The organism is Rhizobium acidisoli, from assembly GCF_002531755.2.
In the GTDB taxonomy this organism is placed as follows: Bacteria; Pseudomonadota; Alphaproteobacteria; order Rhizobiales; family Rhizobiaceae; genus Rhizobium; species Rhizobium acidisoli.
Genome location: NZ_CP034998.1, coordinates 4,099,837 through 4,118,850 on the forward strand (window position 1 = coordinate 4,099,837; position 19,014 = coordinate 4,118,850).

The window sequence follows — 19,014 nt, forward strand, 5'->3', positions numbered from 1 at the left end:
TCGTCCGGGATTATGCAGTGCTTCCAGGGTGATGACGCCATGAGGCAAATGCAGGAGGCAGGACGGACCCGATCGGTGCCCACGCATTTTAATGGAAGTTGCGTCCGCGCGGCATCACCTCGGCGGTTTCCGCTGCGCCGGAATCGCCGTCTGTGGCCACCATCCGTTTTTTCAGCTCCGCTCTCTCCTGCGCTGCGCAAGCTTTCTCTGCCGCTGATCGACACCTGGGTTCAGCACTTCGTCTGCCCGCTCGCAGACGCCGAAACGCCGGGCCTCGCGTTGGAGGATGCCGAGCGCCGGCGTCATGTCCTCGATATGCTCGACGACGGTATGGATCACGCCGCTCTGGCTTTGCAGCCTGCCGCGGATTTTCACCAGCCGGGCACCCATCACGACCGAGCGGTATGTGTCGAAGATTTTCGGCCAGACGATCGCATTGGCGACGCCGGTCTCATCCTCAAGGGTCATGAAGATCACACCTTTGGCCGACCCCGGCCGCTGGCGCACCAGCACAAGGCCGGCGATCGTCACCCTACGCCCGTTTGCAACCTTCAGCAGATCGACATTGCGCGTCACACCCGCATGCCGCAATTCCTCGCGCAGGAAGGAGACCGGATGCGCCTTCAGCGACAGCGAGAGATAACGATAGTCCTCGATGACCTGCTCTCCCGGCAGCATTTCCGGCAGCTTCGTTGCCGGTTCGGCCTGGAGATCGACATGACGGGCCTGTTCGAAAAGCGGCAGCTCCTCGGCCGCGCTCTTCACATCCAACGCCCGCACCGCCCAGAGCGCGTCGCGTCGTGAGAGCCTCAGGGATTGGAACGCATCCGCATCCGCCAGTCGCTCGATGACGGATTTCGGCAGGCCGGACCGCAGCCAGAGATCCCGAACGGAACCGTAGCCTTTGCCTCGATTTTTGACGAGCAGCTCCATCTCCTTATCCGAGACGCCCTTGATCTGCCGGAAGCCGAGCCGCACCGCGTGCCGGGCCTTGATGATCCCGCGCATCTCACGGTGGCGGAAATCGACGGCATTCGGATCGAAAGCGGCCTCTTCCAGATCGCAATCCCAATCGGATTCGTTGATGTCGACCGGCAGGATTTTGACCCCGTGCTCGCGTGCATCCCGCACCAGCTGCGCCGGCGCATAAAACCCCATTGGCTGGGAATTCAGCATCGCCGCGCAGAAGACGTCGGGATAATAGGCCTTGAGCCATGAGGAGGCATAGACGAGCAGCGCAAAGGAGGCGGCATGGCTTTCAGGGAAACCATATTCACCGAAGCCTTTGATCTGGTTGAAACACTGCTGCGCGAATTCCCGAGCATACCCTTTTGAGGTCATTCCCTCGATGAACCGCGTCTCGAAATTGCCGATCGTGCCGGTTCTCTTGAATGTCGCCATCGCCCTGCGAAGCTTGTCGGCTTCCGCAGGCGCAAAGCCTGCAGCGGTGATGGCGATCTGCATCGCTTGTTCCTGAAACAGCGGCACGCCGAGGGTTCTTTCCAGAACCGCTTTCAGCTCCTCACTCGGATACTCGATCGGGATATTCTTGGCCCGCTGCTCCCGGCGCTTCAGATAGGGATGTACCATATCGCCCTGGATCGGTCCCGGCCGAACGATCGCCACCTCGATGACGAGGTCGTAGAATAGCTTCGGCTTGAGGCGCGGCAGCATGCTCATCTGCGCCCGGCTCTCGATCTGGAAGACGCCAAGCGTATCGGCCCGGCCCATCATCTCGTAAACCGGCCTGCCTTCGTCCCCATGTTCTCTGTTGCCGAGATCTGCGAGCGTCTTCTTCACCCCGTAATGCAGTTCAAGCAGCGAAAAACCCTTCCGCAGGCAGGTCAGCATGCCGAGCGCCAGCACATCCACCTTGAGGATCTTGACGTTGTCGAGATCGTCCTTGTCCCATTCGATCATGTAGCGATCCGGCATCGCCGTCTTCATGATCGGCACCACCTCGTCGAGCCGGTCCCGCGTGATGACGAAACCGCCGACATGCTGGGTGAGGTGGCGCGGGAAGCCGAGAAGCTCGGAGGCATATTTCAGCACGTTCCTGGTGACCGGATCCTTGATGTCGAGACCAGCCGCCTTTGCATCCCGCTCGGAGAGATTGTCCTCCGACCAGCCCCAGACGAGGCTGCTGATCGCCGACTGCACATCCTCCGACAAGCCGAAGGCCTTGGCGACTTCGCGGCCGGCTGAACGGGTGCGGTAGGTGGTCACCCCAGCCGTCAGCCCGGCATGTTCTCTCTTGTAGTTTCTGTAGATGAACTGGATGACCTCTTCGCGCCGATCATGCTCGAAATCGACATCGATATCCGGCGGCTCGTCACGGTCCATCGAAATGAAGCGGTCGAAGAGCAGCGTGCTCTTCTGAGGATCGACTTCCGTAATTTCGAGGCAATAGCAGATGACCGAATTTGCCGCCGATCCGCGCCCTTGGCACAGGACCTTGAGGTCATAACGGGCGTGATGGATGATCCTGTGAACCGTCAGAAAATAGGAGGCATAGTTCTTATCGCCGATGAGTTTTAGCTCATAATCGATCTGCTTTGCCACCTTGGCCGGGATACCCTCGGGATAGCGCCTTGCCGCTCCCGCCCTCGTCAGCCTCTCGAGCGTCTCCTGCGGCGTTTCGCCGGGATCGTTTTCAAGCGGATAATTATGCTCCAACTCCTTCAGCGAAAAGGTCAACCTGCCGAAGAAGACCTGGGTATTTTCGATCGCACCAGGATAGTCCCGGAAGATCCGGACCATTTCACGTGAATCCTTGAGGTAGCGCTCGGCATTTGGCGCCAGCAGGAATCCGGCTTGCGCGATCTGCACATGCTCCCGGATCGCAATCACCACATCCGAAAGTGGCCGGCGTTCGGGATGGTGGTAAAGCGGCTGGTTGGTCGCAATCAGCGGCACGCGATTGCGCGCCGCAAGCATGGCAAGCACCGCAAAGACCTGCCTGTCGCGGCCGTCATAGGCTGGCGCCAGCGCCATGAAGAAATCCTTGCGGAACCGTCTGCGAAACCGTTCCAGATAATCTTCCAGCGCCGACTGGCCCTCCTGATGATCGACAAGGGTGCGATCAGGAACGAGTGCGAGCATCATCTCGTCCCCCCATTCCATCAGTTCCGCTTCCGTCAGGATGCAGTTCCCCTTGACCGCTTCTTCCTTCAGATTGCCGGCGCTGAGAAGACGGCAGAGATTTGCCCAGCCCCGCCGATTGCGTGGGTAGGCGAGGATATCCGGCGTGTCATCTGAAAAGACCAGGCGGGCGCCCGGCTGAATCCGGATGGGATCGAGGATCTCTTCCCGTTTCCCTTCCTTCTCCGCCTGGGCCAAGATCGCATCTCTGTTCCTGTATCTCTCCTCGAGCTGCAGCGCCTGCGCATGCGCCCTGACCACGCCGGCAACCGAATTCCGGTCCGCAATGCCGAGACCGCCGAGTCTGAGATGAGCGGCTTGCACGACCATCTCTTCCGGACCGGAGGCGCCTTCGAGAAACGAAAAATTCGTCCTCACGCCGATCTCGAAAAATGCGGACCCGCTCTTCATGCAAACACACCATGCATGAACCAGCGAGGATCGAGTTCGCGGCCATAAAAACCGCGGCGATAGATCCAGAACCGATGTCCGGTCTCGTCCTCGATGCGGAAATAGTCGCGCGCCTCGGCGTCATCCCCATCGATCCACCATTCCATGGCGATCCGTTCCGGCCCTTCGCTTCTTGCCACCTGATGCTGCAAGCGCCGCCAGCGGAAAATCTGCGGCGGACCATCGGGCACTTCGGCAAGCATGATCTCAACCGGCTCCGGCGTGGCAAAAAGCCGGAGCGGGCGCTCTTGGCGGAAAGGAAGCTGGATGTCCTGCGCCGCCTTCCGCCTGGGAAGACGATCCATCACAGGAACGGTGATGACGGCGCGTTCCGGCACATGGCTCTCACGCAGCTGGAAGCTTTGCAGGCAATCCGCACCCAGCCGGGCCGAGACCCGATCGACGAAGGCCGAAAGCGAAATCTCGCCCTGACGGTCGCCCTCGAAATCCGCCTGTGCCTCGTTGAAAGGATCATGCCGCAACACATTCAACCGCAGGATTTCGAAACCATAGCCGGCATCGAGATCGTCATAAACCGCCTGCAATCGCTCGGAAAAAAGCCCGGCAATGAATTTTGGTTCGCGAAGCGGCTGCGAAGCGGCGACGGCGATACGAAAGACCCTGCCATCGACGCGGAAGAGCACCAGTTCAAACGCCCGCCCGCCGACCCCCCGCGTCTCCAGCGACGGCTGCAGCGACATGGCGACCTGCCGGGTGACGGCAAGGATCTGTTCTTCCGTGCCGATGGGCTCGATCAGGCGGCTTTCGGCCGAGAGGCTGGCGACCGGACGCCGCGGTGAGACCGGCTCCTCCTCGCGTCCCAGCGCCTGGTCGAGACGCAGAAGCAGTCCCGGGCCGAACCGGCGGGTCAGCGGCGCGCGTGGTGCATCGATGACGTCGCCGACATATTTCAGGCCAAGCTTCCTCAGCGCATCGACGGTTTGTCCTTCCAGCCGCAAGGCTGCAACCGGCAAGGACATCAGCACCTGCTCCGTCTCCTCATCCTCGATGACGCCACCTTGCCCGAAGCGCGACGCAGCCCAGGAAAGGCCCGGTGAGGATGAGATGGCGCCGCGCGCATCGATCCCCATATGAAAAAGCCGCGACAGCACATCCTTGAGAAGCGCCTTTTCCCCGCCGAAGAGATGGGCGCAGCCGCTAATGTCGAGAAACAGACCGTCCTTGCCGTCGAACGCCACCAGCGGCGTATAACGGTCGCACCAGTCGGCAATGGCCTCCAGCAGCCGGCGGTCGGCTGCCGGATCCTCTTCGGCGACCTCGAGCGTTGGGTACATGGCGCGCGCTTCGGCAACGCCCTGATCCTTTTTCAGCCCCAGCCGCTCGGCCAACTCGTCCAGCGCGGTCAGCCGCATGGCATTGTTGAGCTTGCCGGAACAAACGATAGGCGGCGCCTCAGGACGCTCTGTCGAACGCCAGGAGAGCCCCCATCGCCTGCGGGCGATGCGGTCCGTTGGCAGATGCGGAAAGCTGAGCGCCAGAATACGCTGACGGCTCGCCTGGAGGACGAACGAGGTTTGGCTCGGCGACAGGGAGAAATTCGCGTTCATGGGGGTTCCACTCCAGAAAAAAGCAGAGCGGGGCCGGATTGCGGCCCTTCTCCAGCGTGAGACGGAAAATCGGATTGCCGATACTGCCGGAAAGCTTCGATTCCCCCGGCAACGGCCGCAGAGCGGATGGAGCCGGCTCGACATGCAGGCGGAAAGCCGCGCTGCTTGCCTCCTCCGCCCCGGCCTGGCGGACAAGAAAGAGCGGACGGCGGGCAGCCCGCGCCCGAAGACTGAGCCTGCGGCTTTCGGTCAGGCCGAAATGGGCGGGATTGCCGCGCACTTCGAAGATGACGGCCGAGAAGGCAGCGCTTTCCACTGCGGTCTCCACCAGCCAGAGCGCCTCGTCCAGCTTGCGCGGCGCCGCATGCAGAAACCGCTCCGGGCTCAGCCCGAAATCTCGCAGCCCGGGAGCATAGGGACGACCGGCCTCCAGCGTGCCGACGGCATCGCCGATCCAGAGCAACGGCAAAAGCCTGCCGGTATCTGCTTCCTGCTTCTGCAACCGGGCGGCGACAGCCATCGCCAGCCCGCTTGCCGCACCGGCATTACGCGACAGATCGGAGCGGAATTCGGTGATCGCATCGAGCGGCAGGCCGCCTTCCAGCGCCTCATCAAGACATTCCACCCCAAACGCCAGCGGCGGCAGACTACGTCTCGAGGGTGTCTTTCCACCCTCTACCAAGGCTTCCCGCTCCGCTGCCGCAAGCGCCGGCGCGGGCTTTCCCTCCAGTCTGGCGATGGTTTCGCGGAGCGCAAAAAGCCGCTCGCGCGCCAGGGCGTGCTGCGCCATGGCGTTCTCCAATCCGTCTTGTTCCTGTTATGTTCTTATAGATTCCGGAGAGCTAATGAAGAGTCAACGGCCATTTTCTATGAATTTATTCCTGCCTTTGATTCCGCACTCGAAAATCGGCGAGAAAGGTTCTATATGGCCCGCAAAGGAAGGAATATTCATGGCCCGCATAGACCAGAGCGATGATTGGCGGGACCGCCATGCGCCGACGATCAGCACCTTCGAGTCGCTGGCCATGGAGGCCTATAGCCATCTGCCGGATGAATTTCGCCAGCTGACGACCAACCTCACAATCGAGATCGAAGATTTCCCCGATGACGACGTTTTCGAGGACATGGCGCTGGAAACCCCTTTCGATCTTCTCGGTCTTTTCGAGGGCAGGGGTATTTCCGAACGTTTCACGCTGGAAACCGGCGAGATGCCGAACCGCATCCGTCTCTACCGGCGCCCCATTCTCGATTACTGGGCCGAGAACGACGAGACGCTCGGCGATATCATCACCCACGTCCTGATCCACGAGATCGGCCACCATTTCGGGCTGAGCGACGACGATATGGAGCGGATCGAGGCAAGCGCCGAGGAAGCCGCCGAGCGCTAATGCATGTCGCCCGGAAGTGTGCACGGTTCCGGGATAACGACATGCATAGAACAAAGAGCTGAAGCCGTGCTTCCGGCAGCACGCGTTATTGCTCGGAGAGCTTTATCTCCGGATGGTAATCCTTGCCTTCGACCGTCTTGACGACGGCCTGGCCGCACTGCATCGCGCCGGTTGCGGCATTGAAGGCATAGGTCGGCGAGCCCTCCAGCGACCAGCCCTTGTTGAGGGCGGCGGTGACCTTGTGGCAGAAGGAAGCATCGTCGGGACCGGTCAGGAAGCGGTAGAGTTTCATCAGGCGGGCTTTCTTGCAGAAATCAGGCGAGCTTTATGAACCAGAGCTTCGGCTTGGACAAGATGCAGCCGCTCGATCATCCGCCCGCCTGAATTGATGACATTCAGCCCGTCGGAAGCCGGATCGGCAAAGGCAGCGATGATCGCCTCCGCTTCCGCAATCGCTGCCGGATCCGGGCCGAAATGCCGATTGGCGGCCTCGATCTGCGCCGGATGGATCAGCATCTTGCCGGCAAAGCCCATGGCCCGGCCCTGCAGGCATTCGGCATCGAAACCCTGCTCGTCCCTGAAATCGTTGAAGACGCTGTCGATCGCATCGAGCCCGTAGGCGCTGACCGCCAGGACGACCTGCATCAGCCACGGCACGAGATAGGTTCGTCCCGGCTGCGGCAGGACGCCGGTTTCCTTGCGCAGATCGTTGAGCCCGACGACGAGACAATCGAGCCGCGAGCCCGGCGTGCGGCCGGATTCGGCGATCGCTCCGGCATTCAGCACGCCGCGCGGCGTCTCGATCATCGCCCAGATGCGCAATTCCTCCGGCGCATCCGCATCGGCGAGCAGATCGCCCATATCGGTGATATCTCGAGGTCCGTCGATCTTGGGAAGGAGAACGGCGTCGGGCAAAAGCGCCTTGACCAGATCCAGGTCCGCCGGCCCGAATTCGGATGACAAAGAATTGATGCGGATGATCCTTTCCTTGCCCTCAAGCGGCGGGCCGGCAAAAAAGGCGCGCAGATTTTCCCGCGCTTGCTCCTTCTTCTCGGGCGAAACGGAATCCTCCAGATCGAAAATAACCGCATCGCAATCAAGCGAATGGCTTTTTTCGAGCGCCCGGAGATTGATGGCGGGCACGCTCAGCACCGAGCGGCGCAGATTTAACGAACGGCGAGGGATGATTTGGCTCATCGATCATTAGTGCCAAGCTTCGCAAAGCCCGGCAAGACAACAAAAAGCCATGCTTGCCTTGCAGAGAGGAAAAAGAAGGACCACATTCCTTTCCGAAGAAAGGTCTAAAACCCATGCAGAACATTCGCTCCATCTTCTTCATGCTTGCCGGCGCCACCGTTTTCGTGGCCATGCTGCTTTTCACCTTCTCGGTGACGCTTGCCGTCGGCGGCATCCTGACCGTGCTGATGGTCGGACGTGCGCTAACGATGAAGATGAAGCCCGCTCCGGTGCGCGCCAAGGCAAACAATGGCCAACGCGAAATGCGCATCTGGAATGACGGCCGAGGCACGATCATCGATCTCTGAACGGCTCACGCTTAAAAAACCTGACTGACACTGTCGCATCATGCTTCCATCATACGTCTTAGAAGCAGCCGGGCATTCTGCCGGCGCTTCAAAACGAATGGAGGACGAGCATGGATGCGACGGAAAACAATCCGGTCAAGATGCCGCCGGTCAAGAATGGCCTGCTGCCCTATCTGACGGTCGGCGGCGCTGTGAAAGCCGCGGAATTCTACAAGAAAGCTTTCGGCGCCGAAGAGGCCTATATCGTGCCGGTCGACGAGAGCGGCCGGACGATGCATGTGCATCTCTACATCAACGGCAGCTCCCTCATGCTGTCGGATGCCTATCCCGAATACGGCCATCCCTTCAAAGGCCATGAAGGCTTCGCCATCCAGCTGGTTATCGACGATATCGATTTCTGGTGGGATCGCGCCGTCGCTGCCGGCGCCGAAGTTGTCATGCCGGTCGAACTGATGTTCTGGGGCGACCGCTACGGCCAGCTTCGCGACCCGTTTGGTGTCCTCTGGGGCCTGAACGCACCGACCAAGTAACGGCACATACGCAGAGGGCAGGCCGCGCGAAACGTCGCGTGGCCGCCATTTTTCAAAGATTCTCCTTCATTTCGGCGGAAAACTGGACTAGATGCAAATTCAGGAAAGTAGATTTGCTGAAATGGAGCATGGGTCATGGATAAATTCGTGAAGCTCACGGGCGTTGCCGCGCCGCTGCCGGTCGTCAACGTCGACACCGACATGATCATTCCGAAGGATTATCTGAAGACCATCAAGCGCACCGGCCTCGGCACCGGCCTTTTCGCCGAGGCCCGTTATCACGAAGACGGCTCCGAAAACGCCGATTTCGTGCTGAACAAGCCGGCCTATCGCGATGCCAAGATCCTGGTTGCCGGCGACAATTTCGGCTGCGGCTCCTCGCGCGAACATGCTCCGTGGGCGCTGCTCGACTTCGGCATCCGCTGCGTGATCTCCACCAGCTTCGCCGACATTTTCTACAACAACTGTTTCAAGAACGGCATCCTGCCGATCAAGGTCAGCCAGGAAAATCTCGACAAGCTGATGGACGACGCCTCGCGCGGCTCTAACGCCATCCTGACTGTCGATCTTGAGAATCTCGAGATCACCGGTCCCGATGGCGGCTCGATCAAGTTCGATCTCGACGAGTTCAAGCGCCACTGCCTGCTGAACGGCCTCGACGACATCGGCCTGACGCTGGAAAAGGGCAAGGCGATCGACAGCTTCGAAAAGAAGAACGCCGCTTCACACCCCTGGGCGGCTTAAGCGCTCTCCAAATTCTCGATCAAGCCGGGCCTTCGCGCGGCTTTTTCTTTGATATCAGGTCAGAGAAACTTCTCTTTCCAGAGTCTCAGCTTTTCGAGCGATACGCCGATGCCGCCGCAGACTTCGATCAGCGGATTGTCGAAGCGGGCAAGCAGCCCCGCATGCACATCGGCAACGGCAAGTGCTGCACCGCAGGCCGGCTCGACCAGAATGCGCTGCGCATCGGCAAATTTCAGGCAGGCGGCAACCGCATCGGCGTCGCTGACGAGAACGCTTTCGATCGGATGCTGTTTCGGCAGATCGAAGACATGCTGTGCCACCTGCCGCGCGCCGAGCGAAGTGGCAATCGAGGTGATGGCGGGCAGGGTGATGCGCTCGTTTGCCTTGAGGCTTTCATGGAGCGAAGCCGCCCCCTCGGTTTCAACGGCGATCACCGGCACATCGGCAAGCCCATTGCGCTTCAACCCCTCGACAATGCCGGCAAGCAGCCCGCCGCCGCCGACACTGGTGACGACGCAATCGAATTTTGCACCCTTCGCTACCACCTCGTCGATCAGTGTCGCATGGCCATCCCACAGAAGCGGATGGTCGAAGGGATGCACGTAACTCGCCTTGCGGCTCTCTGCGAGTTCGACGGCATGGGCATTGGCTTCGTCGAAAACAGACCCATGAACGAGGACATTCGCCCCGGTTGCGGCGATCGTCTGCCGGACATCGGCCGCCGTCGTCTCCGGCACGACGATGGTGATCGGTACGCCGAGCGCCCGACCGGCATAGGCCGCGGCAATACCGGCATTGCCGCCGGAAGCACAGAAGATTTCGCGCGCGCCCCTCTCCACCTCGTGCTTGCAAAGCCGGCCGACGCCGCGCAGCTTGAAGCTGCCGGAAGGCTGCAGCGCATCGAGCTTCAGCCAGAGCGGCTTGCCGGTGGCGCTGTAGCCAGGCGCTGTTTGAACCAGGGGCGTGTCGAGGTGGAGGGGTGCGAAAGGCATGGCAAACATCCGGGGACATAAAAGGTAGGACGCTGTTCTAGCCTGTTTGCAGGCGCAGGAGCAATCATCACGACCGAGAGCGAAGCGTACCGATTCAGCTCTTCTCTCGCTTGAAATGCCCATTTCCGGGGTCTAAGAAACCGCAACTTGTTTTTCCCAGGAGGGTTTCATGACTGTGCGCAATCTTTTCCTGCTGCCGGGTGACGGCATCGGTCCCGAGGCCATGGGCGAGGTCCGCAAGATCATCGCCTATATGAACGAGGCGATGGGCGCCGGTTTCGTCACCGACGAAGGCCTTGTCGGTGGCTCCGCCTATGATGCGCATGGCGCGGCGATCTCCGAAGCCGACATGGTAAAGGCGCTTGCCGCCGATGCCGTTCTCTTCGGCGCCGTCGGCGGTCCGAAATGGGATAGCGTTCCCTACGAAGTCCGCCCGGAAGCCGGCCTCTTGCGGCTGCGCAAGGACCTGCAGCTGTTTGCCAACCTGCGCCCCGCCATCTGCTATCCGGCCCTGGCCTCGGCCTCGTCGCTGAAGCCGGAACTGGTCGAAGGTCTTGATATCCTGATCATCCGCGAGCTGACCGGCGGCGTCTATTTCGGCGAGCCGAAGGAGATCATCGATCTCGGCAATGGCCAGAAGCGCGGCATCGACACCCAGGTCTACGACACCTACGAGATCGAGCGCATCGCCGGCGTCGCCTTCGAAATGGCCCGCACCCGGCAGAACCGCGTCTGCTCCATGGAAAAGCGCAACGTCATGAAGTCGGGTGTGCTCTGGAACCAGGTGGTGACCGAGACGCACAAGGCGAAATATTCCGACGTCCAGCTCGAACATATGCTGGCCGATGCCGGCGGCATGCAGCTGGTGCGCCAGCCCAAGCAGTTCGACGTCATCGTCACCGACAATCTCTTCGGCGACATGCTCTCCGACGTCGCCGCCATGCTGACCGGCTCGCTCGGCATGTTGCCGTCGGCCTCGCTCGGCGCGCCTGACGGCAAGACCGGCAAGCGCAAGGCGCTCTACGAGCCGGTGCACGGCTCGGCCCCCGACATCGCCGGCAAGGGCATCGCCAATCCGATCGCCATGATCGCCTCCTTCGCCATGTGCCTGCGTTACTCCTTCAATCTCGTGAAGGAAGCCGACGATCTGGAAAAGGCAATCGCCAACGTGCTCGACAAGGGCATCCGCACTGGCGACATCATGGCCGATGGCGCAAGGCAGGTCGGCACCGTCGAGATGGGCGATGCGATCCTTGCCGAGTTCAAGACGCTTTCTGCCTGATATATTTCACGTGAAACATGCAGCCCTCCGCATGACATATGCGGAGGGCTTTTTATCAGGGAGCGCGCGCCGCAGCCCGCTCGGTCGAATTCTCCGAAACGGACTATTCTCGGCCACAATCTCGTGTATTTTTGCGCCGGATTTCAGCGAGCGCCTATCCCGGTGATAAGCGCGCCCCTGACGCGTCTTTCGGGCGCGCGGCGCTCAGGGCGAATTCGAACGGACGATGGCAATGCGGGCATTTTGGGCTTCCCTGGACAGGCGCTGGCGCCGGAGCGGCGTCGGCATGCCGCCTTTGCGTTGGCAGGCCTGCCTGTTCATCACGCTCAATGCCGTGATCCTCTCCATGCTGCTCTTCGATGCGCCGATCGGCGCCAGCGAAGTTCCCGCGCCGGTGAAGCATCTCGGCGAGATGATGACCGGTTTCGGCGATTCCGCCTGGCTGATCTTTACCAGCATCCTGCTGTTCTTTCAGGGCCGGGCCGGCTACAAGCTTGTGAAGACGGCGCGCTCCAAGGCGCAGGCGCTCTATGTCAGCTGGATCGGCGCCTATCTCTTTGCCACGGTCGTCTTCTCCGGGCTTCTCGCCAATCTGCTGAAACGGGCAATCGGCAGGGCGCGTCCCGACCATTTTCACGATTTGGGCATGTTTTCCTTTACGCCTTTTTCAGGCCATGCCGCTTTGGAAAGTTTTCCGTCTGGCCATTCCACCACGGTCGGGGCCTTCTTCGCCGCTTTTGCCCTGCTGTTTCCGCGCTACCGCGTGCTCTTCATCGCCGGTGCCATCTGGCTCGGCATGACGCGTGTCATGGTCGGCGCCCACTATCCGAGCGACGTCATTGCCGGCCTTGCCTTCGGCGGCTGGTTTTCGCTGCTGACGGCGATCGTCTTTGCCCGCTGCGGCTTGCTCTTCAAACTGGCGCCGGATGGCTGGCCGATTGCGAAGCACTTCTTTCCCGACATCAAAAAGCCCGGCGCCTTGTAAGCGCCGGGCCCATTATCTCAAGCGCTGAAGCGCCGCTCAGTCCATGGCGTGGATATCTCTGTTCTTCGTTTCCGGCAGGAAGATCAGGCCGATCACCAGGGTGATCGACGCAAAGACGATCGGGTACCAGAGACCGTAATAGATATCGCCCGCGGCAGCGCTCATCGCGAAGGCCGTTGCCGGCAGCAGGCCACCGAACCAGCCGTTGCCGATGTGATAGGGCAGCGACATGCCAGTATAGCGGATGCGGGTCGGGAAGAGCTCGACCAGCAGAGCGGCGATCGGGCCGTAGACCATCGTCACATAGAGGACGAGCACGAACAGGATTGCGATCGTGCCGATCCAGTTGACGCGGGCGGGATCGGCGGTCATGGCGAAGGTGCCGCCATTGGCGACGTTGTAGACCGCCATGTCGGTGACGCCGTTGGCCTCATCCGCCGTCAGCAGCTTGGTCTCGACCAGCTTGGCCGCCGGCATGGTTTCCTTCTCGCCGGCACGCACGGTATCGGCATTGAGCGACAGTTCCGGATTGGCTGCGATGAAAGCATCGAGCTTGGCATCCGGCACCTTGGCGGCGGCGCGCTTCAGGGGATAGCCGGCATCGTGGAGCGCGATGTTGACGCCCTTTTCGAAGGCGGCGGTCATGCCCTTGGCCTTGTCGCCGGCGGCAACGACGTCGAAGCTCGGGATCGTCTCGTTGCCGACCTTTACCGTTGCCGGCTGACCGGCCGGACCGGGCACAACGTCATAAGGCACCGAGTTCTTTGTCAGGAACGCCGTCGCCACGTCGCAGGAGCTGGTGAACTTCGACGTGCCGGTCGGATTGAACTGGAATTTGCAATCCGCCGGATCGGCCGTAACCGTTGCCCGGATCGAGGCCTGTGCTTCGGCAAGCGCCGGGTTTGCCGTCCAGGTCATCGCCTTGAACAGCGGATTATAGGTCACCGCCGCAATAAGAAGGCCTGCCATGATGATCGGCTTGCGACCGATCTTGTCGGAGAGACCGCCGAAGATGACGAAGAACGGCGTAGCGAGGAAGAGTGCGATGGCGACCATGATATTGGCCGACTGCAGGTCCACCTTCAGCACGTTCTGCAGGAAGAACAGGGCATAGAACTGGCCGCCGTACCAGACGACCGCCTGGCCCATGGTGGCGCCGAGAAGCGCGATGATCGCAATCTTGGCGTTTCTCCATGTGCCGAAGGCTTCGGTCAGCGGCGCCTTGGAGCCCTTACCTTCCGCCTTCATGCGCTGGAACGCCGGTGATTCGTTCATCTTCAGGCGGATCCAGACGGAAATGCCGAGCAGGACGACCGAGACCAGGAACGGAATGCGCCAGCCCCAGGCGGCGAACTGAGCCGCGCCCATCAGATATTGAACCAGGACGATGACGATCAGCGACAGGAACAGACCGAGCGTCGCCGTCGTCTGGATCCATGAGGTGAAGTAGCCGCGGCGCCCGTTCGGCGCATGTTCGGCGACATAGGTTGCCGCACCGCCATATTCACCGCCCAGCGCCAGACCTTGGAGCAGGCGCAGTGCGATCAGGATGATCGGGGCTGCGATGCCGATGGTGGCGGCACCCGGCAGGATGCCGACGAGGAAGGTCGACAGACCCATGATCATGATCGTCACCAGGAAGGTGTACTTCCGGCCAACCAGGTCGCCGAGACGGCCGAATACCAGCGCGCCGAACGGGCGCACCAGGAAGCCGGCGGCAAAGGCGAGCAGCGTGAAGATGTTGCGTGTCGCCTCGGGATATTGGGTGAAATAGGTCGCGCCGATATAGGTGGCGAGCGAACCATAGAGATAGAAATCATACCATTCGAAAACGGTTCCGAGCGAAGAGGCGAAGATCACCTTCTTCTCTTCGCTGGTCATCGGACCGGCCTTCGCGCCGTCGATGCTTGCGACATTTGCCATTGTCTGTCCTCCACAGAGTGATGAGCACGCGCGCGACCTACTCTCCTCAAAGCAGACCCCTGGCCGCGACACGCCTGACGAGAGTGTGCCAGAAACGGCAGGTCAAAAAGAGAGATGCTTTGGGATTATGACTTTAGTCTAATGGCAACGCGCCGTGGCAGGCAGCCGAGTCGTCAGCCGGCCTGGTTACGCTCTCAGCGCCTGCGCCGGCGATTGCCGGTAGGCGAGCACCGCCGGCAGTGCGGCCAGAATTGTGGCGAAGGCAAGCAGCAGCGCCGCAAGCCCGGCGTCTTCACGGGCGAAACCGACCGGCATGGCGATCCCGCTCGTCTGAGAGAACATGCCGGACAAGATCAGCGCCGCAGCATAACCGAAGGTGAATCCGAGCCCGATGCCGACGGCCACCAGGAAGAAGAATTCCAGCCAGACGATGCCGAAAATCGCGCCGCGCGGGGCGCCGAAGGCCCGCAGCGCGCCGATCTGGCGGCGGCGTTGGCCGATATGGATGACCGTCACCAGCACCAGCGAGGCAGCGACGAGCGCTTGCGCGCCGGCGGCGACCGCAACAAGAATCTGTTTGGCGTCGCCGAGCGTGCCGTAGAGATTGGTCAGCACTTCGCCGGGGAAAACGGCGACGGTATTGCCGCTGCGATACTCCTGCCGCAGCTTGTAGGCCTCGGCGATCGTCTTCGGTTTGACAAGGATGGCGGGAAGGCCGGGAGCATCCGCAGCCCATTTCTCGTCGATTACGGCATCCGGGTCGATTTCGCCGTGATGCTCATGCGCATCGTGGCCGGCGCCTTCATGCTCATGATCGTGTCCGACCTCGGCTTCATGCGCCTTCGCCCCCAGACCATGGATATGCCAGACGGCCTGGATCGGAACGAGAATGGCCCGATCCCAGGCCGTGCCGGTCGGCCGGAGGCGGCCGGCGACGTGATAGACGAGTTCGGTATGCGTCTCGCCGCCTTCTTCCGCCGACCCATGCATCGGCTTCACTTCGCCGCCGAGCGGCAGCTTGACGGCGGAGCCGATCACCGCTTCTCCCTCACGGGCGAAAACCTTGCCCTCGGCAAAGCCGCCGGACAGATTCTCCGCCAACGTCACCGTCGTGCCGACGATCGGATAGCCGGAGAAGGAATCGCCGAAGCCGATCGGCGCGGCCCAGCCGACGCGGGGATCGGCGGCAAGCCTGGCCAGCACGTCGCCCGGCATCAGCGGCAAAGGCGAGGGCTGCAGGAAGACGGAAGACAGCACGAGCTGCGTCTCGCTGCCGCCGGCGCCGATGACGAGATCGAACTTGTCGGCGGCGCGCGCACTGCCGAGACGAAGCGCCCGCTCCTGCAGCACGACGCAAACGCCGAGCGCGGTCGCAAGCGCCACCAGCAGCACGACCACCAGAGACCCCGCCCAGAGGCGACGAAGATCGGAAAGGATAAAGCGGATCATGCAGCCTCTCCCGCCGTTGCCGCGGAATCGTCGCTGATCCGGCCGGACCCGAAGGTGATGCGCCGGTCGAGGCGGCCGGCCAGACGCTGATCGTGCGAAACGACGATCAGCGTGCTGCCTTCGGCAATGGCGAGATCGAGGATGAGATCGCCGACAGCCTCGCCGCTTTCGGCATCGAGGCTCGCCGTCGGTTCGTCGGCGATGATGACACCGGGCTTGCGCAGCAGTGCCCGGCCGATCGCCACGCGCTGCATCTCGCCGCGCGACATGGTTTCGATCTTCTGGCCGGGGCGCGAAAGACCGACCGTGCTCAATAGCGCATGCGCCCGCTCGATGACATCAGCCGTGGCGGCACCCGCAAGCCGCGCCGGCAAAAGCACGTTCTCCAGCGCCGACAGGCCGGGGAAGAGATGAAATTCCTGCATCACCAGGCCGATATTGGCAGCACGGAACCGGTCACGCCGGCTTTCGGAAAAACCGGCAATATCCTCGCCGTTCCACCGGATGCGGCCCTGGCGCGTCCGTTCCAGCCCGGCAACAATATTGACGAAGGTGCTTTTGCCGGAGCCGGACGCGCCTGTAATGGCGACCCTGCTTCCGGCATCGATCGACAGGCTAGTGATTGCCAGCGCCGGCGAGGACAGGCCCGGGAAGGTAACGTCAAGGTTTTCGATATCGAGAGCGAGCATATCGGTTCAGACGGCGGAATATTCGGCCTGGCGGATCCGCAGCAGGCTGACGAAGCCGGTGTCCGGGTCCGTCCAGGAACCGTATTCCAGCGTGCCGCGCACTTCGATCGTCTGGCGCGGCTGCACGAAGGTCTGTTTCTCCGAGAGATAGACGACGACGATATTATCAGGCCAGTCGGCATCCGAGGAGCAGAAGGGGCAGAGCGACATCGGCACCTCGGTGAGTACGAAGAACTGCGCCTCGGCTTTCAAAGGCGGCGCCATGAAGCCCTTCATGCTGATTTCTTGGCCCGCGAGCCGCTTCACCTTGTCGGAGAATTCGAGGCCAAGCACGCCGAACTTGCCATAAAGCTCATCGAAGCTCATCACGGAACCTGCAGCAAAACTCGGGCGAGCAGCAGCGACGAAAGCCAGCGTGCCGATGGCGCCGATCAGGCCGCGGCGGCTGAGATGCAGCGAAGGGAGCTTTTCCATGGCGATCTCCAATTAAATCCCGGCCGCTGAACGGCCGGGACCATGATCGATGAAACAGGCAAGGCCGGCAAGCGGCCTGCCGGATCAGCCTCAGATCAGTTCGTCTGCTTGGCGCCGAGAGCGAAGGTGTCGGCGAGCACGCGATAGACGTCGCTCTGTTCCATGTAGCCATGAAACTCTTCCGAACCCGGACCAGCCGACTGCAGGACGACGTCGTCGACCGCATGGACGCCGCTGTCGCCGGTCTTCGGAATATTGCCCTGAACGAAGACCGCGCCGGGAACATCCTTGTACTGTTCGTTGGCGACATATTCCTTCTTTTCGTTCTGGACAGCCGGAACGAACGGACCGTCGAGCTTCGGACGGAAGGTCTCGTAGTGGTCAGGGCCGTTGTTGGCGCTCAGGAACAGACGGCGGCTGACGTCGATCTTGTCAGGGTAACCGTCACCGTTTTCGTCCTTGTAGTTCGGGAAGCCGGCTTCCGCATAAGTGCCGACCTTTTCGCGCATTTCCGTGCCGGGCTTGTCGTCATCGACGGTGCCGATGATCGATACACCGTGGGTGTGGTCGCCGGTGACGACGATCAGCGTGTCCGGATGGCTCTTCTGGAATTCGCGGGCAACGCCGATGGCCTGGTCGAATTCGATGGTTTCGATGACGGCGCGATCCCAATCGAGCGGATGGGACATCTTGTCGATCGAGGAACCTTCGACCATCAGGAAGAACCCGTCCGGATTCTTGGAGAGGCGGTCGAGCGCAACCTTGGTCATGGCGACGAGACCCGGCTGGTTCGGGAACTTGTCGACGGTGCCCTTCTTAAGGAACTCGCGATCAAGCGTGACGTCCATATTGCCGGTATGGAAGAGACCGAGGAGATTGCCTTCGGCCGATGCATTGGCGGCGAGCTCGTTCTTGTCGGTCGCAAGCTTATAGCCGGCATCCTGGAACAGCTTAATGTAGTCCTGGTTGTCCTTGCGCTTGGAACCGGGGACCTCTTTGCCGAGGAAATAGGCCGAGCCGCCGCCGAGCAGGACTTCCGGCTTGACGTCGAGCAGCATGCCGACGACATCGGCCTTGTCGTTGCGGTTACGGGTGTGGGAAACGACGGCAGCCGGCGTGGCGTCCTCGACTTCAGCCGTCGCGACGATGCCGATCGACTTCTTGGTCGTGCGGCGGACGGCTTCCCCGAAGGTTTCGACACGCGGGTCATCGAGCGAGGCCGGCGTACGGTCGGCGTAAACGCCGATCGCGTTGACGGCCGTCTTGTGGCCCGTCATGAAGGCCGACATGGTGTTGGCCGAGTCGGTATCGACCGCATTCGTCGCCGAGGTGCCGATAAAGGCCATACGCTCGAGATCGTCCATGTTCAGGCGGCCATTCGCCTTACCTTCGGTCATGCCCTTCGACATGATGCGGGCAGCGGTGCGGTGCGCAACGGAAAGACCGTCACCGAGCAGGAAGATGATGTTCTTGGCTTTCGGCTGGCCAGCGGTTTCGTAAACGTTCCAGGTGACGGACTTCGTTTCGTCGCCGGCGGCGACCTCGACCTTATAGGCGCCCGGAGCGGAGATCTTCAGGCCGCGCAGCAGGAGCGCGGAGCCGAGGGCCTTGTCCTCTTTGCCCTTTTCCAGCTCGACGAACTGCGCCTCGCCGCCGAGGACGGTCTTGTAATCCTGGCCGTTGACCGTGATCTTCACGTCTTCGGGCTTGACCTGCTTGTTGAGCTCGACCTTGAAGTCGAACGGCGAACCGGCAAGGATCGTCGCGCGATCGAGCGGATAGACCGTCGTCGCCTGAGCGGCGCCCGCAAGCATGGTGGTGGCCGCAAAAGCGGCAAGAAACGTACGCATGGAAA

General features: G+C 61.5%; 16 protein-coding genes and 1 pseudogene. 6 read left to right on the forward strand and 11 right to left on the reverse strand.

Features of this window, described 5'->3' with window-relative positions:
• Positions 1 to 88: 88 nt before the first annotated feature.
• From CO657_RS20000 to CO657_RS37320, 3 genes and pseudogenes are all read right to left on the reverse strand, one after another.
• Positions 89 to 3,552: pseudogene (locus CO657_RS20000) on the reverse strand (error-prone DNA polymerase).
• A complete protein-coding gene (locus CO657_RS20005) occupies positions 3,549 to 4,964 on the reverse strand; it encodes a Y-family DNA polymerase (RefSeq protein WP_054182293.1) in 1,416 nt (471 codons plus the stop codon). The pseudogene CO657_RS20000 and the gene CO657_RS20005 overlap by 4 nt, the downstream one beginning before the upstream one ends.
• A 40-nt stretch (positions 4,965 to 5,004) precedes the next feature.
• A complete protein-coding gene (locus CO657_RS37320) occupies positions 5,005 to 5,949 on the reverse strand; it encodes an ImuA family protein (RefSeq protein WP_054182292.1) in 945 nt (314 codons plus the stop codon).
• A 160-nt stretch (positions 5,950 to 6,109) separates the two neighbouring features.
• Between CO657_RS37320 and CO657_RS20010 the strand changes: the two genes are divergently transcribed.
• Positions 6,110 to 6,547 carry a metallopeptidase family protein gene (locus tag CO657_RS20010; RefSeq protein WP_003589582.1) on the forward strand — a complete coding sequence of 146 codons (438 nt, stop codon included), beginning with the start codon at positions 6,110 to 6,112 and terminating at the stop codon, positions 6,545 to 6,547.
• An 85-nt stretch (positions 6,548 to 6,632) separates the two neighbouring features.
• Here CO657_RS20010 and CO657_RS20015 read toward each other — a convergent pair whose 3' ends face one another.
• Complete coding sequence (locus tag CO657_RS20015; protein WP_003589581.1) at positions 6,633 to 6,839, reverse strand: DUF1737 domain-containing protein; 207 nt, start codon at positions 6,837 to 6,839, stop codon at positions 6,633 to 6,635.
• Positions 6,839 to 7,744, reverse strand: a complete 906-nt coding sequence (locus CO657_RS20020) for an HpcH/HpaI aldolase/citrate lyase family protein (protein ID WP_054182291.1) — start codon at positions 7,742 to 7,744, stop codon at positions 6,839 to 6,841. The genes CO657_RS20015 and CO657_RS20020 overlap by 1 nt, the downstream gene beginning before the upstream one ends.
• Before the next feature lie 113 nt (positions 7,745 to 7,857).
• On the opposite strand from CO657_RS20020, the gene CO657_RS20025 reads away from it, so the two are divergent.
• From CO657_RS20025 to leuD, 3 genes are all read left to right on the forward strand, one after another.
• A complete protein-coding gene (locus CO657_RS20025) occupies positions 7,858 to 8,091 on the forward strand; it encodes a hypothetical protein (RefSeq protein ID WP_054182290.1) in 234 nt (77 codons plus the stop codon).
• A 110-nt stretch (positions 8,092 to 8,201) separates the two neighbouring features.
• Complete coding sequence (locus tag CO657_RS20030; protein WP_003589578.1) at positions 8,202 to 8,621, forward strand: VOC family protein; 420 nt, start codon at positions 8,202 to 8,204, stop codon at positions 8,619 to 8,621.
• Between the two features lie 135 nt (positions 8,622 to 8,756).
• Positions 8,757 to 9,365, forward strand: a complete 609-nt coding sequence (gene leuD, locus CO657_RS20035; RefSeq protein WP_012559361.1) for a 3-isopropylmalate dehydratase small subunit — start codon at positions 8,757 to 8,759, stop codon at positions 9,363 to 9,365.
• A 59-nt stretch (positions 9,366 to 9,424) separates the two neighbouring features.
• Here leuD and CO657_RS20040 read toward each other — a convergent pair whose 3' ends face one another.
• Entirely contained in the window at positions 9,425 to 10,357 is a 933-nt protein-coding gene (locus tag CO657_RS20040) for a pyridoxal-phosphate dependent enzyme (RefSeq protein ID WP_054182289.1), read from the reverse strand.
• A gap of 169 nt (positions 10,358 to 10,526) precedes the next feature.
• Between CO657_RS20040 and leuB the strand changes: the two genes are divergently transcribed.
• Both leuB and lpxE read left to right on the forward strand, forming a co-directional pair.
• Entirely contained in the window at positions 10,527 to 11,639 is a 1,113-nt protein-coding gene (gene leuB / locus CO657_RS20045) for a 3-isopropylmalate dehydrogenase (protein ID WP_012559363.1), read from the forward strand.
• A gap of 232 nt (positions 11,640 to 11,871) precedes the next feature.
• On the forward strand, positions 11,872 to 12,624 hold the full coding sequence (gene lpxE / locus CO657_RS20050) for a lipid A 1-phosphatase LpxE (RefSeq protein ID WP_184696426.1): 753 nt from the start codon (positions 11,872 to 11,874) through the stop codon (positions 12,622 to 12,624).
• A gap of 36 nt (positions 12,625 to 12,660) precedes the next feature.
• On the opposite strand, the gene CO657_RS20055 is transcribed toward lpxE, so the two are convergent.
• The 5 genes from CO657_RS20055 to CO657_RS20075 form a co-directional block, all read right to left on the reverse strand.
• On the reverse strand, positions 12,661 to 14,547 hold the full coding sequence (locus CO657_RS20055; RefSeq protein ID WP_054182288.1) for an MFS transporter: 1,887 nt from the start codon (positions 14,545 to 14,547) through the stop codon (positions 12,661 to 12,663).
• Positions 14,548 to 14,733: 186 nt separating this feature from the next.
• The gene (locus CO657_RS20060; RefSeq protein ID WP_054182287.1) at positions 14,734 to 15,996 is read right to left on the reverse strand and encodes an FtsX-like permease family protein; all 1,263 of its coding nucleotides are present in this window, start codon (positions 15,994 to 15,996) and stop codon (positions 14,734 to 14,736) included.
• Positions 15,993 to 16,685, reverse strand: coding sequence for an ABC transporter ATP-binding protein (locus CO657_RS20065; RefSeq protein WP_054182286.1), 693 nt, complete (start codon positions 16,683 to 16,685; stop codon positions 15,993 to 15,995). The genes CO657_RS20060 and CO657_RS20065 overlap by 4 nt, the downstream gene beginning before the upstream one ends.
• 6 nt (positions 16,686 to 16,691) lie before the next feature.
• Complete coding sequence (locus CO657_RS20070) at positions 16,692 to 17,159, reverse strand: hypothetical protein (RefSeq protein ID WP_054182285.1); 468 nt, start codon at positions 17,157 to 17,159, stop codon at positions 16,692 to 16,694.
• Positions 17,160 to 17,254: 95 nt separating this feature from the next.
• Complete coding sequence (locus tag CO657_RS20075; RefSeq protein WP_054182284.1) at positions 17,255 to 19,009, reverse strand: alkaline phosphatase; 1,755 nt, start codon at positions 19,007 to 19,009, stop codon at positions 17,255 to 17,257.
• Positions 19,010 to 19,014 lie beyond the last annotated feature (5 nt).

Excerpts from the sequence above, each read along its gene's own strand:
- CO657_RS20005 (WP_054182293.1), bottom strand. The coding sequence starts at position 4,964 with ATGCGGCTGACCGCGCTGGACGAGTTGGCCGAGCGGCTGGGGCTGAAA.
- CO657_RS37320 (WP_054182292.1), bottom strand. The coding sequence starts at position 5,949 with ATGGCGCAGCACGCCCTGGCGCGCGAGCGGCTTTTTGCGCTCCGCGAA.
- CO657_RS20010 (WP_003589582.1), top strand. The coding sequence starts at position 6,110 with ATGGCCCGCATAGACCAGAGCGATGATTGGCGGGACCGCCATGCGCCG.
- CO657_RS20015 (WP_003589581.1), bottom strand. The coding sequence starts at position 6,839 with ATGAAACTCTACCGCTTCCTGACCGGTCCCGACGATGCTTCCTTCTGC.
- CO657_RS20020 (WP_054182291.1), bottom strand. The coding sequence starts at position 7,744 with ATGAGCCAAATCATCCCTCGCCGTTCGTTAAATCTGCGCCGCTCGGTG.
- CO657_RS20025 (WP_054182290.1), top strand. The coding sequence starts at position 7,858 with ATGCAGAACATTCGCTCCATCTTCTTCATGCTTGCCGGCGCCACCGTT.
- CO657_RS20030 (WP_003589578.1), top strand. The coding sequence starts at position 8,202 with ATGGATGCGACGGAAAACAATCCGGTCAAGATGCCGCCGGTCAAGAAT.
- leuD (WP_012559361.1), top strand. The coding sequence starts at position 8,757 with ATGGATAAATTCGTGAAGCTCACGGGCGTTGCCGCGCCGCTGCCGGTC.
- CO657_RS20040 (WP_054182289.1), bottom strand. The coding sequence starts at position 10,357 with ATGCCTTTCGCACCCCTCCACCTCGACACGCCCCTGGTTCAAACAGCG.
- leuB (WP_012559363.1), top strand. The coding sequence starts at position 10,527 with ATGACTGTGCGCAATCTTTTCCTGCTGCCGGGTGACGGCATCGGTCCC.
- lpxE (WP_184696426.1), top strand. The coding sequence starts at position 11,872 with ATGCGGGCATTTTGGGCTTCCCTGGACAGGCGCTGGCGCCGGAGCGGC.
- CO657_RS20055 (WP_054182288.1), bottom strand. The coding sequence starts at position 14,547 with ATGGCAAATGTCGCAAGCATCGACGGCGCGAAGGCCGGTCCGATGACC.
- CO657_RS20060 (WP_054182287.1), bottom strand. The coding sequence starts at position 15,996 with ATGATCCGCTTTATCCTTTCCGATCTTCGTCGCCTCTGGGCGGGGTCT.
- CO657_RS20065 (WP_054182286.1), bottom strand. The coding sequence starts at position 16,685 with ATGCTCGCTCTCGATATCGAAAACCTTGACGTTACCTTCCCGGGCCTG.
- CO657_RS20070 (WP_054182285.1), bottom strand. The coding sequence starts at position 17,159 with ATGGAAAAGCTCCCTTCGCTGCATCTCAGCCGCCGCGGCCTGATCGGC.
- CO657_RS20075 (WP_054182284.1), bottom strand. The coding sequence starts at position 19,009 with ATGCGTACGTTTCTTGCCGCTTTTGCGGCCACCACCATGCTTGCGGGC.